The sequence below is a fragment of the Ruegeria sp. I1 genome, assembly GCF_056532675.1.
Genome location: NZ_JBQFNM010000001.1, coordinates 376606 through 392216, shown reverse-complemented (window position 1 = coordinate 392216; position 15611 = coordinate 376606). Strand labels below are relative to the sequence as shown.

At 56.4% G+C, this 15611-nt stretch carries 16 protein-coding genes; 8 read left to right on the top strand and 8 right to left on the bottom strand.

Features of this window, described 5'->3' with window-relative positions; genetic code table 11:
* Position 1: 1 nt before the first annotated feature.
* The 3 genes from tig to ACR0DH_RS01965 all read right to left on the bottom strand — a co-directional run bounded on the left by tig (position 2) and on the right by ACR0DH_RS01965 (position 4647).
* Positions 2 to 1333, bottom strand: a complete 1332-nt coding sequence (gene tig / locus ACR0DH_RS01975) for a trigger factor (RefSeq protein WP_480546765.1) — start codon at positions 1331 to 1333, stop codon at positions 2 to 4.
* A gap of 185 nt (positions 1334 to 1518) precedes the next feature.
* Positions 1519 to 2643 (bottom strand): porin, encoded by a 1125-nt coding sequence (locus tag ACR0DH_RS01970; protein ID WP_480546763.1) that lies wholly within the window; start codon positions 2641 to 2643, stop codon positions 1519 to 1521.
* Between the two features lie 297 nt (positions 2644 to 2940).
* Complete coding sequence (locus ACR0DH_RS01965; protein ID WP_480546761.1) at positions 2941 to 4647, bottom strand: NAD(P)H-hydrate dehydratase; 1707 nt, start codon at positions 4645 to 4647, stop codon at positions 2941 to 2943.
* Between the two features lie 169 nt (positions 4648 to 4816).
* Here ACR0DH_RS01965 and ACR0DH_RS01960 point away from each other — a divergent pair, with 169 nt between their 5' ends.
* From ACR0DH_RS01960 to ACR0DH_RS01940, 5 genes are all read left to right on the top strand, one after another.
* Positions 4817 to 5155: a P-II family nitrogen regulator gene (locus ACR0DH_RS01960; protein WP_050602105.1), complete on the top strand. Its 339-nt coding sequence runs from the start codon at positions 4817 to 4819 to the stop codon at positions 5153 to 5155.
* A gap of 33 nt (positions 5156 to 5188) precedes the next feature.
* The gene (glnA, locus tag ACR0DH_RS01955; protein WP_170530610.1) at positions 5189 to 6595 is read left to right on the top strand and encodes a type I glutamate--ammonia ligase; all 1407 of its coding nucleotides are present in this window, start codon (positions 5189 to 5191) and stop codon (positions 6593 to 6595) included.
* Positions 6596 to 6697: 102 nt separating this feature from the next.
* Positions 6698 to 7342, top strand: coding sequence for an MSMEG_1061 family FMN-dependent PPOX-type flavoprotein (locus tag ACR0DH_RS01950; RefSeq protein ID WP_480546759.1), 645 nt, complete (start codon positions 6698 to 6700; stop codon positions 7340 to 7342).
* A 63-nt stretch (positions 7343 to 7405) separates the two neighbouring features.
* A complete protein-coding gene (locus ACR0DH_RS01945; protein WP_480546757.1) occupies positions 7406 to 8197 on the top strand; it encodes a lytic murein transglycosylase in 792 nt (263 codons plus the stop codon).
* Between the two features lie 199 nt (positions 8198 to 8396).
* Positions 8397 to 9320, top strand: coding sequence for a hypothetical protein (locus ACR0DH_RS01940; RefSeq protein WP_480542389.1), 924 nt, complete (start codon positions 8397 to 8399; stop codon positions 9318 to 9320).
* 36 nt (positions 9321 to 9356) lie between these two features.
* On the opposite strand, the gene ACR0DH_RS01935 is transcribed toward ACR0DH_RS01940, so the two are convergent.
* On the bottom strand, positions 9357 to 10100 hold the full coding sequence (locus ACR0DH_RS01935) for a heme-dependent oxidative N-demethylase family protein (protein WP_480546755.1): 744 nt from the start codon (positions 10098 to 10100) through the stop codon (positions 9357 to 9359).
* Positions 10101 to 10223: 123 nt separating this feature from the next.
* Here ACR0DH_RS01935 and dddP point away from each other — a divergent pair, with 123 nt between their 5' ends.
* Entirely contained in the window at positions 10224 to 11564 is a 1341-nt protein-coding gene (gene dddP / locus ACR0DH_RS01930) for a dimethylsulfonioproprionate lyase DddP (protein WP_480546753.1), read from the top strand.
* An 8-nt stretch (positions 11565 to 11572) separates the two neighbouring features.
* Here dddP and ACR0DH_RS01925 read toward each other — a convergent pair whose 3' ends face one another.
* Positions 11573 to 11767 (bottom strand): hypothetical protein, encoded by a 195-nt coding sequence (locus tag ACR0DH_RS01925; RefSeq protein WP_480546751.1) that lies wholly within the window; start codon positions 11765 to 11767, stop codon positions 11573 to 11575.
* 250 nt (positions 11768 to 12017) lie between these two features.
* Here ACR0DH_RS01925 and ACR0DH_RS01920 point away from each other — a divergent pair, with 250 nt between their 5' ends.
* Positions 12018 to 13235 (top strand): bifunctional alpha/beta hydrolase/OsmC family protein, encoded by a 1218-nt coding sequence (locus ACR0DH_RS01920; RefSeq protein ID WP_480546749.1) that lies wholly within the window; start codon positions 12018 to 12020, stop codon positions 13233 to 13235.
* Positions 13236 to 13285: 50 nt separating this feature from the next.
* A complete protein-coding gene (locus ACR0DH_RS01915) occupies positions 13286 to 14095 on the top strand; it encodes a glycosyl transferase (protein WP_480542379.1) in 810 nt (269 codons plus the stop codon).
* A 101-nt stretch (positions 14096 to 14196) separates the two neighbouring features.
* Here ACR0DH_RS01915 and ACR0DH_RS01910 read toward each other — a convergent pair whose 3' ends face one another.
* From ACR0DH_RS01910 to ACR0DH_RS01900, 3 genes are all read right to left on the bottom strand, one after another.
* Complete coding sequence (locus ACR0DH_RS01910) at positions 14197 to 14784, bottom strand: biotin transporter BioY (RefSeq protein ID WP_480542377.1); 588 nt, start codon at positions 14782 to 14784, stop codon at positions 14197 to 14199.
* Positions 14785 to 14859: 75 nt separating this feature from the next.
* Positions 14860 to 15282 (bottom strand): DUF6314 family protein, encoded by a 423-nt coding sequence (locus ACR0DH_RS01905; protein ID WP_480542375.1) that lies wholly within the window; start codon positions 15280 to 15282, stop codon positions 14860 to 14862.
* Positions 15279 to 15611 (bottom strand): hypothetical protein, encoded by a 333-nt coding sequence (locus ACR0DH_RS01900; RefSeq protein WP_480546747.1) that lies wholly within the window; start codon positions 15609 to 15611, stop codon positions 15279 to 15281. The genes ACR0DH_RS01905 and ACR0DH_RS01900 overlap by 4 nt, the downstream gene beginning before the upstream one ends.

Sequence of the window (15611 nt, the reverse complement as noted above, 5' to 3'; positions counted from 1 at the left end):
ATTATTCCTCTTCCAGTGCCTCAACTGCTTTTTGCAGATCGTCTTTGCTGACTTCTTTGTCCGCAACCGTGGCCAGTTCGAACACGTAGTCGACAACCTTGTCCTCGAAGATAGGCGCGCGCAGCTGCTGCTGCATCTGGGCGTTCTGCTGCACAAACTCAAAGAACTGGCGTTCCTGACCCGGGTACTGACGCGCCTGGTTCATGATGGCCTGGGTCATCTCGGCATCGGTCACTTCAACCTCAGCCTTTTGGCCCAGTTCAGCCAACAGCAAGCCCAGACGTACGCGGCGCTCGGCCAGCTTGTTGTGCTCGTCGGTCGGCTCAACCTCGCCGTGGTCGTGGCCTTCCACATCCGGGTTTTCTTCGTGGAACAGCTGATGGGCGATCTGCTTGGCCTCGGCCTCAACCAGCGACGGGGGCAGGTCAAACGAGACTTTCTCGTCCAGCACATCCAGTAGGCCGCGCTTCATAACAGCGCGCGAGGCGCCCGCATATTCAGCTTCCAGACGTTCAGAAATCTGACCTTTCAGGGCGTCCAGATCTTCAGCACCGAATTTCTTGGCCAGCTCGTCATTCAGCTCCGCAGCAACCGGTTCTTTCACTTCTTTGATTGTGCAGCTGAAAACCGCATCTTTACCGGCCAGGTGTTCCGCGCCGTATTCTTCTGGGAACGTGACGTTCACGTCCTTTTCTTCATCGGCCTTCACGCCAACCAGCTGCTCTTCAAAGCCGGGGATGAAGCTGTTCGAGCCCAGAACCAGCGGGTAGTCCTCGGCCGAGCCACCTTCGAACTCTTCGCCATCGACCTTGCCGACAAAGTCGAACACGATCTGATCGCCATCCTTGGCTTTCGAACCCTTGCGACGTGCTTTGAAGTCCTGCGCGGTTTCCGCCAGGTTGTTCAGCGCTTCTTCAACGGCTGCGTCATCGGCTTTGACAACCAGCTTTTCCAGCTCAACCGATTTCAGATCAACTTCTGGGATTTCCGGCAGCGCCTCGTAGGACATTGCGACCTCGACATCGTCGCCTTCTTTCCAGTCCTCGTTGGTCATCTTGACCTCAGGCTGCAACGCAGGGCGCTCACCGCTGTCTTCAAAGTGCTTGTTCATCGCACCGTCGATGGTTTCCTGCATCGCTTCGCCCAGCAGGCGCTGGCCAAATTGCTTCTTCAGCAGCGCCATCGGCACCTTGCCTTTGCGGAAGCCCTTCATCTCAACTTCGGGCTGCGCCTCGGTCAGCTTCTCGTTGACCTTGTCGTCCAGCTCGGCTGCGGTCACAACGATGTTGTAGCCGCGTTTCAGACCTTCGTTAAGCGTCTCGGTAACCTGCATTATGGTAGTCCCCATAGGATTCGGGGCGCGCAACACGGGCGCGCCGGGCAAATTTGACGCCTTCTATTTGCACAGCCGCCCGCGTGCAAGGGGTCAAAGGCCCGATAACTCCGGTTTTAGGGTGTCTGCAACGAAAAAACGCTCAGTATCAAAGCTGGGCCCGTGCGTTCCTTCAGAACATGCAATTAGAACCGCCAGCGCGCGCCCAGAACCCAAGCCGCATTCTTGTCGAACGAAGTCCCGTCATCAAAATCGTGATTGCGGTATTTCAGGTAGGCATCGGTATTGATGCTGTCGATCCGCTGAACCACAGCGATCCCCCAGGCCTGGGTACTAGAACCGTCAGTCTCGAAGTCCGAGCCGTCATAATAGTCGATACCGACACCGGTTTTTCCCCAGGCTATCCAATCGCCTTCATATGACAGCTTCCCATACCAGAAACTGGGATCCGAGACGCCAGCCTCATCCTCATCCCGGGTACCAGCCGCGAATGTAACGCCTAACCCGCTGGGCAACAGAACCGAGGCGGATCCGATCGTATCCTTGCGGTCCCCGGAATTGTCATCACGCGACCGCACGGCAAAGGCCAGCGCGGCTTTGAATTCAGCGCCGCCAGCAAAGGTGGATTGATATCCAAGGCTGATATCGTAGTAGTCATCATCATCACTGCTGGACAGAATGTTCTGACCATAGGCGATGGCGGCTGAAAACCCGTTGAAATCTGGCGTGTCATAGCGAATGCGGCCGCGCCGGGACCCATCGAAGTTGCTGCTACTGTCTCCGATTGTGATGTCACTCAGAACGCCATCAGTACCACGATAAAAGAAGCTGGAATTCTCATCATTGGTAAAGGAATAAAGCGCCGTACCAACATAGGTCAGGTCCACCTCAGCCGCCCCGTCCGAGGCCATGCTGCCCTGTCCGGCCGAGAATTTGCCCCATCCCCCTTTCAGCGCGAAATCCACATGTCGGATATCCTCACGCGACCACCCATCGCTGTTAGTGCCGAACTGATCAGCTGATGCCGATCCGGGCAAACCTAACCCGGTTTCAAATCGGAACGTGAATTCGTTGGTCCCGAAGGGCTGCATCAGACGCAGGCCAACCCGGCTGTTGGACAGATCATTGTCGAGCACGCGGGTTTCGGTTTCCTGCCCATCGTCGACTGAGATCAGCGCCGGGTTGAACTGACCATACAGTTCGACATAACCGCCACTGTTGTTTTCATACTTCAATTCGGCGAACGCCGAGGTCGCAGTGGCTGTGACCAAAATGGCGGTCGCAGATGTTGGTTTGAAATAAGAGTTCATATCAATCACCATCAATGGCTTAGGTTTTGGTACTGCCCAGACAATCACAAAAACATGTGTTTCCTGTGATGCAGGTTCCGGGTCGCCCGCCGTCGATTCAGCTGCCAAATCCCACGGATGTGGGCATAAACATTGTTTTGATCACTAGCTTGGAATTGCGTGGTGTCTCTTTTGATCCACCAAGGCAAGTTTGCACCTTTGGCGTGACTCTTGCAAATCCCAGGCATCGCCCAGCGATCGGCAGCGATATAAAGCCTCTATTTCTTAGCGATCTCGGCCAAAACCCGCTGATTGCCTTCACGTCTCCAGTGTCCGAAACACGGCCGGCAGTTGCTCAGGCAAGTCCTCGGCAATCAAGCCCGGCCCGAACTGTCGGGCACATTCCACATGCAGCCAGGCTGCGCTTTCTGCGGCCTGCATCGGGCCAAAACCGCGCGCAAGCAAACCAGTGATAAACCCGGCCAGTACATCGCCCGACCCGGCTGTTGCCAGCCAAGGGGCTGCACGTTCATAGACCGCAGCATTGATCGAGCATCGCCCGTTCGGGTCGGCAATCACCGTGTCTGGCCCTTTGAACAGCAAAACGCACCCTGCCCGTTTGGCAGCCTCTCGCGTTGCATCGACCTTGGAATAGGCCGGGCCTTTGGTTGGCACAACGTTCAGTTTTTCCGAGATGTCCGGAAACAGTCGCGCGAACTCGCCCCCATGTGGGGTCAGCACACAGTGCTTGTGCAGTTGGGCGAACAGCGCGGCTGGGTCATCTGCAAAAGCAGTCAAAGCATCAGCATCCAGAACCGTCGCGCGCCCGGCTTCCAAGGCAACCGGCACGAGTTCGCGCGCACGTTCCAAACCCAACCCGGGTCCAAGACACAAGGCGTTCAGCCGCTCGTCCAGCAATACTTCGGACAACCCGTCTGCACCTTCAACCCGCTGCAACATGATCGCCGTGACTTGCGTCGCAACCTCCATCTGCGCCGATGGAGGTACACCCAGCGTCACCAGCCCTGCCCCAATCCGCAAAGCCCCCCGCGCCGCTAACCGGGCTGCGCCGGTTTTGCCGGGACCGCCGGACAGGATCAGTGCATGGCCGTGAGAGTACTTGTGAGTACTGTCCGTTTTGCTCAAGGCACTGGAAGGACTAACAAGCTTTGCAATCGCCCTTCGATGGCTATCTGCCTGGTTTTGTTCTTTTCTGAAATCTTCCACATTCGTCCGCACTCGTGCCGGGTCATTCACATACGCAATCAATTCGTCAGTTGACTCGAAAACCGGCACAGGCAAACCGATCTCTTTGACCACAACGCGGCCCGACCGCTCTGGTCCTTCACTCAAAAAATGACCCAGCTTTGCATTGTGAAACGTGACCGTCAGGTCGGCCTTACCCGATACGCCAATCGGACGGCCGCTGTCGGCGCACAGCCCCGAGGCGATATCGACCGCGACCGCAACAAAATGCGGATGCCGCTTATGAAGGTATGAAAGCGAATAAGATACTTTCTCAGATACGCTTCGCGTCAACCCCGTGCCAAATAGTGCATCGACATGGAGATCGCACTGAGGCAACCAGAAGCCTTCGGGAAGCGGAGACACATCCCCAAACTCCACCCACCGCTCATAATTCACCCGCGCGTCCGGAGGCAGTTTCTCGGGATCGCCATATAGAAAAACTTCGACCTCCCATCCCCGCTCTCGCAACAACCGCGCCACGACAAACCCGTCACCGCCATTGTTCCCCGGCCCGCACAGAACCACCGCACGCAGGGGATCCCCTTCATCTGGCCCCAAATCTCTCGGGGAGCGGTCTTGATCGTTTGCGTCGTCGGTTCGAACAACCGATGACGACGGGCCGGCCCCGCGATCCTTCAACTCCGGCCATTCCTCAAAGATCGCCTCGACAACGCCCTGCCCTGCGCGCTCCATCAATTCCAATCCGGTGACTTCGCCGGACTCGATCGCCGCCTGCTCAACCGCCTTCATCTGCGCCGCTGTCAGCAATTCCACCATCCCGAACCCTCACGCGATTCAATTTCGATTATTTTTTGTGCAACATGCGCAAAAATTAACCCGTGACAGGATTTCCATCCATCCGGCACAGGCCATATCCGCAATCACATTGCCCCCCTGATTTAGACGTGATCACTGCGGGTCTGACAACCATGCGAGGTGAGCCGGGATGAAAAAGATCGAAGCGATCATCAAGCCGTTCAAACTGGACGAAGTTAAAGAGGCATTGCAGGACGTCGGCGTCCAGGGTCTCAGCGTGATCGAGGTTAAGGGCTTTGGCCGTCAGAAAGGTCACACGGAACTGTACCGTGGCGCTGAATATGTGGTCGACTTCCTACCCAAAGTGAAGGTCGAGGTGGTGCTGGACGACGATCAAGTCGACGCCGCCATCGAAGCCATCGTTTCGGCCGCAAAAACCGACAAGATCGGCGACGGTAAAATCTTTGTCTCGCCCGTTGAACAAGCCATTCGCATCCGTACCGGCGAAACCGGCTCGGACGCGCTGTAACACACCCATCTTCAAACCAGAGGAATAGATAGTATGAGCAAGGACGCAGTTCTTCAGCTGATCCGCGATGAAGACGCAGAATATGTCGACATCCGCTTCACCGACCCGCGCGGCAAACTTCAGCACGTGACCGTTATGGCCGATCAGGTTGACGAAGACTTCCTCGAAGAAGGCTTCATGTTCGACGGGTCGTCCATCGCGGGCTGGAAATCAATCGAAGCATCTGACATGAAACTGATGCCCGACACCGACAGCGCTTATGTCGATCCTTTCTATGCGGAAAAGACCATCTGTCTGCACTGCTCGGTTGTGGAGCCCGACACTGGTGAAGCGTATGAGCGCGACCCGCGTGGCACCGCTGAAAAAGCCGAAGCCTACCTGAAATCTTCGGGCATCGGTGATGTGGCCTATATGGGCCCCGAGGCCGAATTCTTCCTGTTTGACGATGTCCGCTTCTCGAACAGCATCAACAAGGTGTCCTACGAAGTGGATGCGACCGACGCGTCCTGGAACACTGACACCGAGTACGAAATGGGCAACATGGGCCATCGTCCGGGCGTCAAGGGCGGTTACTTCCCGGTCAACCCGATTGATGAAAGCCAGGACCTGCGTTCGGAAATGCTGTCGACCATGAAACGTTTGGGCATGAAGGTCGACAAGCACCACCACGAGGTTGCGTCCTGTCAACACGAGCTGGGCCTGATCTTCGACAGCCTTACCAAGCAAGCCGACGAGCTGCAGAAGTACAAGTACGTCATCCACAACGTGGCACATGCCTACGGCAAATCGGCCACCTTCATGCCGAAGCCGATCGCAGGTGACAACGGCACCGGTATGCATGTGAACATGTCGATCTGGAAAGACGGCAAGCCTCTGTTCGCTGGCGACAAATACGCCGATCTGTCGGACGAAGCGCTGTACTTCATCGGCGGTGTTCTGAAGCACGCCAAGACCCTGAACGCCTTCACCAACCCGTCGACCAACAGCTACAAACGTCTGATCCCGGGTTTTGAGGCCCCTGTTCTGCGCGCCTACTCGGCCCGTAACCGTTCGGGCTGTGTCCGTATTCCGTGGACCGAAAGCCCGAAGGCCAAGCGGGTCGAGGCTCGCTTCCCTGATCCGGCAGCGAACCCCTATCTGGCGTTTGCCGCTCTGTTGATGGCCGGTTTGGACGGCATCAAGAACAAGATCGATCCGGGCGAAGCCATGGACAAGAACTTGTACGATCTGCCTGCCGAAGAACTGGCCGACATCCCAACCGTTTGCGGTTCGCTGCGCGAGGCTCTGGAAGCTCTGGCATCCGATCACGACTTCCTGCTGCAGGGCGACGTGTTCACCAAAGACCAGATCGACGGCTACATCGCACTGAAGATGGAAGAGGTCGAAACCTACGAGCACACACCGCACCCGGTAGAATACGGCATGTATTACAGCTGCTGATCCTGCACTGGGTTACATCTGCAAGGGCGTCCATTCGGGCGCCCTTGTTTCGTTTGGCGTGATCTTTCAAACTGGCCGTCAAAACAGGTTGGGAGAGAGCATATGTCATCCGATGACCCGTTCGCGCAATTCACGGACTATGTGACCTCGGCTGAACAGCTGGAAGGCATCACCGGCGCTCCATTGCCTCAGATCATCGCAAAGGAGTTGTCGGCTCTGGATCAGATGTGCAGGGACTTCATCGACAGGTCCACCTTGTGCCTGATCGCATCAGCCAACCCGGACGGGTATCTTGATATCTCGCCTCGTGGTGACCCCGAAGGGTTCGTGCATGTCATCTCGGACGACTTGCTCGCAATCCCCGATCGCCCTGGCAATAAGCGCGTTGATACCTTTCACAATGTTCTGAAGGACCCACGCGTCAGTGTGATCTTCTTTGTCCCCGGCAAGATCGAGACGCTACGCATTCGCGGCACGGCGCGTATCTGTGCGGATGAGACGCTATTGGGGCCCATGGCCGTCAACGGCAAAGCGCCCAAACTGGCGCTGCTGGTGCATGTCGACACCGCCTTTGCCCACTGCCCCAAATGCGTCATCCGCGCCAACCTCTGGCAGCCGGAGAATTGGCCGGTCTCCTCGGACCTGCCAAACATGAACGCGATGATGGTCAAACACGCCAAGATCGGCAAAACGCCTGATGAATGGTTCGAAGACCTCAAGCAAGCAGGCGAGTTGGACCTGTATTAAAGCCTTTGCCATGGAACGGTTGGCGTTTAGCCTTGGTGCAGATTGTACAAAGGAATTGACTTGATGTTGCGCATTCTAAGCCTCACGCTCGCCCTTTCTGCACCGATGCTTGGCCATGCGGCCCCTTGCGGAAATACCAGTGCTGGGTTCGAGGTCTGGAAGGCTGATTTCGCCAGGGAGGCCCGCAAGGCAGGAGTGAAAAAGAAGGGCCTTCAAGCGCTGGCCCAGACGCAATATGCCATCAGAACGATCGCCGCGGACCGAAATCAGAAGAGTTTCAGATACTCGCTGGACAAGTTCATGCGTGTGCGCGGCGCAGACACGATTGTCGCCCAAGGACGCAAACGCAAATCGCGGAACCCGCAGTTTTACGCTGCGCTTGAACAGCAATACGGCGTGCCAGCAGGTGTTCTGATTGCCATCCACGGCATGGAAACCGGCTTTGGCAATTTCATGGGCGACAGCCAGGTTGTGTCAGCAATAACCACTCTGGCCTATGATTGTCGCCGATCCGAGTTCTTTGTTCCCCATGCAATTGGGGCACTGAAACTGGTCGATCAGGGCAGTATCACCATGGCGACAAAAGGGGCAAAACATGGCGAGCTGGGCCATACCCAGTTCCTGCCAGGCAATGCTCTGAAATACGGTGTGGATGCCACTGGGGATCGCCGCGTGGATTTTTACAACCTGACGGATGCAATGGCCTCAACCGCCAATTTCCTGCGCAAAAAAGGGTGGAAACCGGGGCGCGGCTATCAGCCGGGGCAACCCAATTTCGCCGTTATCGAACAGTGGAACGCGGCCACGGTTTATCAGCAATCCATCGCCATCATGGCCGCCCGAATCGACCAATAGCCCAGTCATGTGCGCAACACGTGATTTACGCAATTTCGCCACAATGTCGCCACAGCGGTCGCAAAAACCCCTTATTTTATTGGTTTCCAAAGCGTAATCAATCATCCGGTTTTCTGATTTTTTTGCACTTTTCGTCAAATTCTACCCAAAAACGGTTGTTAACCTTTGATTTGCAACGAAAGCGACAAAGGAAACTCCCGTGGCTCAGAACCGCAGTTATCATGGCGGCCTGCAATTCGATGGCGACGCCGATGGCGCAATCGAACGGTTTAGTTCGATCGTCGCGACAACACTTGAGGATTACGGTCACCTGATCGAGCGCAAAGCGATGCTGAATCACACAGAGGCCAGCATCGTCTCAAGCCAGTATCTGGTGCGCCTGACGCTCAAACGCGAGGCGGCGAACGCGGACACCCATCATGACCGCCTGGATCGGGTGGTGGGGCTGAAAACAGCACCGCGTCGCCGCATTGCCACGCGCCCGCAGAACAGGATGCAGATCACTGTCTCGCCGGTCTCTCCTGTACTGGATGATCCGGAGATTTCAGAACTGATGCTAGCGGTCATGCTATATCGCATGGTCGATATCTGCTCAACCCGTCGCGTCGAATGGCTATCGCCGCGTACTGTTTTGACCCTTGAACAATTCATGAGTGCGTTTGACACTCTGGCGCCCGGAAAATCCCGAGACAGAAAACAGATTTTCCAATCAATATCCGGCCAATTCGCGGGGGTGGATATACCCGAGCCCGACGAACAGATCGCGGTCTCGAACCCGTCTGCTCGCCCGATCCAGCTGACCGATGACCAGCTACTGAGCATCGCGTTTCGCGCAGATGAGACGCTGGAACCACCATCAAACGAAAACAAACCTTTTGAGCAGATCCAAGACAATACCGAAGACGAAGACCGCCCAAGCGACATCCTGCGGCTCAGCAGTTGGTGTGTAACGGGCGTGATCGCCAGCGTTTCCATGCCCATCGCCTGTTCGATGGCAGCCGTCAATCTGATCCGGGGTGAAGATTTCCGGCTGAACACGCAGGTTTTGGTCTTTTCCTCTGCCATTGTCGCGCTGAACACCAGCAATGCCTTTGCCGACGTGGCCAACGTCCTGGGCATGTAACCGAATTACCGAAGACCCTCCTTGGAGGCCCCGCCGTCAGGCGGGGTTTTCCATTTTTGGCAGGCTGTCTGCGGCCAGAACATAGGTGTGGATCGAAAACACAACCGCCTCGGTGCGCGGCAAACGCAGTAAGGTTTGGCGTTCGCTACGTAGGTACGAGGTTGTCCCCTCCTCGGGCTTTTCACGCGGGGTGCTGGCGCTGCGGGGCTGGTAAAGCTCGGGGTCTTCATACCAAAGCGCATTGAAGCGCCACAGCGGTCGGTCAGGCTTTATCCCATCAAACAGACGCTGAACGCGCCGCGCAATGTTGTCATCATAGCTGTCAACGGGGATATGAATATCCACCAAAGGCCGCATGAACTTTTCCGAAAGGCGCCAGCTGGCCGGAAAGCACAGAATCGCGCCGGTTAGCACGTGTTCGTTCCCATGCTTTTGAAGGATGCAGAAATCCTCTTGCACCAGCAGGCAGAGCGTATCCATCGGTCGTGCCGTGTCAATTTCGACGCGCACCCCATCAGGCCGCATTACGTGGTCAGTTGCGCCGGGGTAAGCCGTTGCAAGAACCAGTGCCAACAACTCCTGTGCGACCTCTTCGGCCTGCGGATCCAGCGCCAGCACATCGTCACGACGTCCACTCAGCAGCGCCGCACGTCTATTCATCTGCGCCGCAAATGCATCATCCTGATACAGCCAATCCTGCATCTGTGTCGGTTGGATGCCCGGCAAGGCGCGTAAGTCCGTCGGATCGTAAGGAATTTTCTTTTGCAGGATCACGCTCATAAAAACCAGCTATCATTGAAGTTCCCGAATGTCGGTCAAAAAACGACAAGCGGGCGGTCGCAATCTTCTGCGACGTCTTTCGAGCGTCTTAACAAGATTGCCTCAATCTGAGGGAGGCGCGTTGTGAATCAACACTATCGGGATACCCGTAAAATCGACCCAACCCGTGGCGAAACGCTGGGCGATGGCACACCGAACGACAACGATAGAATCGAGATCGGGCCCACTCAACTGGCCTTTGACGAATGGTCAGCCGCAGGACTCGCGCTACCCAATCTGGACCAGATGCGCGCGTTTCGGTGGAAACGCCTAACCCAGGCTATCGTAGATCGCGGTTATGGAGGTTTGCTGATTTTCGATCCCCTGAATATCCGCTACGCGACCGACAGCACCAATATGCAGCTGTGGAACACCCACAACCCATTTCGTGCAGTCTTGCTATGTGCCGATGGCTATATGGTGATCTGGGACTACAAGAACTCCCCCTTCCTCTCCACATTCAATCCTCTGGTCCGCGAACAGCGGTCGGGCGCGGATTTGTTTTACTTTGACCGTGGCGACAAGGTGGATGTGGCCGCCGATGTATTCTCGAACGAGGTGCGGGTCCTGATCGAGGAACATGGCGGCGGCAACAAACGTCTAGCCGTCGACAAAATCATGCTGCACGGGCTGCGCTCGCTTGAGGCACAGGGTTTCGAGATCATGGAAGGCGAAGAGCTGACCGAGAAAACCCGCGCCATCAAAGGACCCGATGAAATCCTGGCCATGCGCTGTGCCAGCCATGCCTGTGAAACCGCCGTGGCCGAGATGGAAGCCTTTGCGCGCGCCAATGTGGGCGATGGAAAGACATCCGAAGATGACATCTGGGCCGTTCTGCATGCCGAAAACATCCGCCGCGGTGGTGAGTGGATCGAGACGCGCCTCTTGGCGTCAGGCCAACGCACAAACCCTTGGTTTCAGGAATGTGGTCCCCGGATCACTCAGCAGAATGAAATCATCGCATTTGACACCGATCTGATCGGTTCCTACGGGATTTGCGTCGATATTTCACGCACTTGGTGGATCGGGGATCAGAAACCGCGTGCCGACATGATCTATGCGATGCAACATGCACATGAGCATATCATGACCAATATGGAGATGCTGAAACCTGGCGTCATGATCCCCGAGTTGACAGCGAATTCGCACCGGCTGGATGATAAGTTTCAAGCCCAGAAATATGGCTGCCTGATGCACGGCGTTGGCCTGTGCGATGAATGGCCTCTGGTCGCCTACCCGGACAAGGCGGTTGCAGGGGCTTATGACTATCCGCTGGAACCCGGCATGGTTTTGTGTGTCGAGGCCGCGGTTGGCGAGGTGGGCGGCGATTTCTCGATCAAGTTGGAAGATCAGGTTCTCATAACCGAAGATGGCTATGAAAACCTGACGCGATATCCGTTTGATGCCCAGCTTATGGGTTTGTAGTAACCCGGTTAGTCAGGCCAGGTCGACCGCCGCACGTTGCCATGCCAGTCTTCGACGGGCGGGCTGATTGTATCAGAGTGCTCATTCTCGCTAAGTGGCAAGGACTGGCCCAGTGCGAACCCCAAGACGACGGCCAGAATAAGTGCGACCAGCCGTTCCATGCCAACCCAGGGTGCATTTGGCTTTGCTGTAATATCTACCATGTTTCCCTCCGGCTATGGTTTCGATAGCGGGAAGATGGGTCTTTATGTGAAATAATTAAAACGAATGTTTGACTGACTATACATCACAAAACAGAATGAATGACTTATCTTCCGGTTTCGATGACGGACCACAAACCCGTCACCAACCTTACGGCAGTCCCTCACCTTACCGTGACGCCTTTGACATATAGGTTGTGGCAGGCCCCGCATGATCGCAATATTGCAAACGCCCCCAATGGAAGGAGCCGAAATGCCTACGGAACGCATCACCTTTGCCGGTCATGATGGCGGCCAACTTGCCGCTCGGCTGGATTTGCCCGATGGTCCGGTTCTGGCGACGGCCCTGTTTGCCCATTGCTTCACCTGTTCCAAAGATATCCCTGCCGCGCGCCGTATCTCAGCCCGATTGGCGGCGATGGGGATCGCTGCGCTTCGGTTCGACTTTACAGGGCTTGGGCATTCCGAGGGTGAGTTTGCCAACACCACTTTCACATCGAATGTCGAAGACCTGATTGCGGCGGCGACCTATCTGGCGGACCGAAATATGGCCCCGGCCCTGCTGATTGGCCATTCGCTTGGGGGAGCCGCTGTGCTGCGCGCCCGCGCGGGTATCCCATCGGTCAAAGCGGTGGTCACGCTTGGGGCCCCTGCTGATCCTAGCCATGTTTCGCACCATTTCGAACAGGCTTTGACCGAGATACAGAAGGAAGGCAGCGCCGAGGTCTCGCTGGGTGGTCGACCATTCCGTATTGGCAAAGCGTTTGTAGACGACATCGCTGAGACGGCCCTGACACCCTCAGTGGCAGAGTTGAAAGCCGCCCTGTTGATCCTTCATGCACCCTTGGATGAAACCGTCGGTATCGACAACGCCAGCACCATTTTTCTGGCCGCCAAGCATCCCAAAAGCTTTGTAACGCTTGATAACGCCGATCACTTGATCACCCGTGCCGCAGATGCGGAGTATGCGGCGGATGTGATCGCTGCGTGGGTATCGCGATACGTGCCCCTGCGCCCCCCGGCCCCGCCCCCTGGCGCACCCGAAGGCGTTATTCGCGTGACCGAAGCAGACCCGGATGGGTTTTTGCAGGATATTCAGGCCGGACCCCGCCATCACGCCGTGGCGGATGAACCTGTCTCATATGGAGGAACGGATCGCGGCATGTCGCCTTATGGGTTCGTTTCGTCCGGGCTTGGGGCCTGCACCTCGATGACCATTCGCATGTATGCGCGTCGCAAACGGTGGCCCCTGACCGGGGTCAGTGTGGACGTGTGTCATGACAAAGTTCATGCACAGGATGCAGGGCTGGCAAACGAAGGTAAAGTGGACCAGTTCAACCGGAAAATCCGATTGCAGGGCCCATTGACCCAGGAACAAAAGGAACGGCTGCTGGAAATTGCCGACAAATGCCCGGTGCACAGAACGCTGGAAGGCTCGGCACTTGTCACGACCATACTGATTGACAACTGATTGGAATAGCTGCCACAAGGCCGCTTTATTGTGCAGTGAGCGGCAGGCGCATGGACAAACAGATCGTTTGCATAAACTGGGGCACGCGCTACGGTGCCCCCTATATCAACCGTCTGTACCGGATGGTCTGCGCCAACACGACGCCGCCCTTCCGTTTTGTCGCCTTTACAGACACACGCGAAGGGGTCGACCCCGGCGTTGAATGTTTTGACCTGCCTGAAATGCCGGGCTTCATGCCCGAACGCACCATCGGCCAATGGCCGAAATCCAGGCTTTGGGCTGCTGAACTGGCCGACCTAAAGGGGCCATTTCTGTTCCTGGATCTGGATGTTGCGATCACAGGTTCTTTGGACCCGTTCTTTGAGTTTGGTGATCCTCAGGATGTCGTCCTGGCGCGCAACGTGGCCAAACCGTTGAACCGGTTGGGTCAAACCTCGATCTACCGCATGCCTGTTGGTGCCCTTGCCTCGCTTCAGGATATCTTTGCAGCTGACCCTCAGGGCGTGGCCGACAAGTACCGGTTCGAGCAGCATTTCGTCACGAAAAATGCACCAAACGGTATAAAGTTCTGGCCAACCGGATGGGTGCGCCATTTCCGGATCGAGTGCATTCCGACTTTCCCACTGAACTACTTCAAGGACACGTGCCCGCCCAAAGGAACTCGCGTGGTCATCTTTGCCGGATCGTTGAACCCGCCGGACGCGATCAAAGGGCAATACAACGACGCGGTTCCGCACCTGCCTCCGAAACAGCATATCCTGAGGGCGCTCAGGTCAAAGCACAAACTCCGCGCGATGCGACAGTACTTTCGACCTGCGAACTGGGTGGCCCGAATCTGGGATCAGGCCGAACGCAACTAGTTTCGACCCGCTTTCGTAACCCAGGCAAAATCTCAAAAACAAAAAAAACCGCGCCGGATCTCTCCGGCGCGGGTCACTCAGATTGAAAATGACAATCGCGGTCAGCCGCGCGCGTTTCCGACCAGTTTCCAAACCGCAGGGATCAGCAGTGCAGCCAAAGCCAGCTTGATCGCATCCCCTGCCAGGAACGGTGTCAGACCCCATTCAAGGATCGGCTTATCCCAACCATACAGTTGGCCCAGCCACAGCAGGCCGGGAACATAGATCAGCACGTTGGCCAAAAGCAGTGCGAATGCCAGTTTGCCGACCGAACGGTCCCAACCGCGGGCAGCCAAAGCGCCCAGCATGACGGTGGCAAGCAGATAGCCAACCAGATAGCCGCCCGTGCCGCCCATCATGTAGGTCAGGCCAAATTTCTCAGCCGACGAACCGGCAAAAACGTCAAAGCCCAAAGCACCGACCAGCAGATAGCCCATCATGGTGACCAGACCCAGACGCGCGCCATAGGCTGTGCCGATGGTCAGAACGGCAAAGGTACCCATTGTCATCGGGACCGGCCACATTGGCACTTTGATCTTTGCGGCGATAGCCAGAGCGGCGGCACCCAAGACAACCAGGGCCACCTGCTTGACGCGCAGCGCCGTCCCTTCGCGCGGGCCAAATGCGTTGGCCAAAACGTTTGCGTTCATCTCATATCTCCACGTTCGGATTTATTTGCACCTGCAGCAATGCCTGTTCCGGGCGTCTGCTGCAAGATGATTACGCTATCGCAGCGTGTATTTGGTCTCCATTTCATAAGATTTTCGCGGCCCAGACACGGTCCAACAGACTGTCCAGATCGGCCATCCCGAGAAATCGTAATCTGCATCATAGCTGTCAGGGGGGCAATCATGATGGTCGATCACCGTGGTTTCGCCAAGTTTCAGCGTATGAAAATACCGCCCATCGTCAAAATAAACGGAAATGCGATCCGCATCTGACCGCCAAAGATAGCGACGGGTGCCTTTCATCGGCGGCTGACCTGGAACACGCACCGTCACCTCTTCGCTATAGGTCAGACCGTTGGCATCTGGCACTAGATCGGCGATGCCATCGGCCTGCACAATCTGCCCGGCCTTGTTGTCGCGGATTTTTCGCGTCAGAAGCCAGGTCCCGGCGAAATCCGTCAAATCGCGTGGCAGAATCATTCCGCAAACACGCCATCTGTTGCATTGCCAGCGTCATCAATAAACCGGATCGTCTGACCGTTTTGTTGAACGTCGTAACAGGCCCAGAGGTCCGACGGCGGCCAGTACGAACAATAGCGATCATCCCGAACGGCCCAGCTGCCCGCGCTGGGTCCGCCCGAGAAATAGTTGGTCAGCATCGAGCCCTCGAAGGTTTGCCAGACACCGCCGCCATAATCCAGCTTTCGCTCGGTTAATGCCGCCAGTATTTCAGGGCCTGACAGCTCTCTGAACTCGCTTGCAGACAAAACACCCGGCCAGATCGCTAGAATCAGGGCAAACCGTCTCAT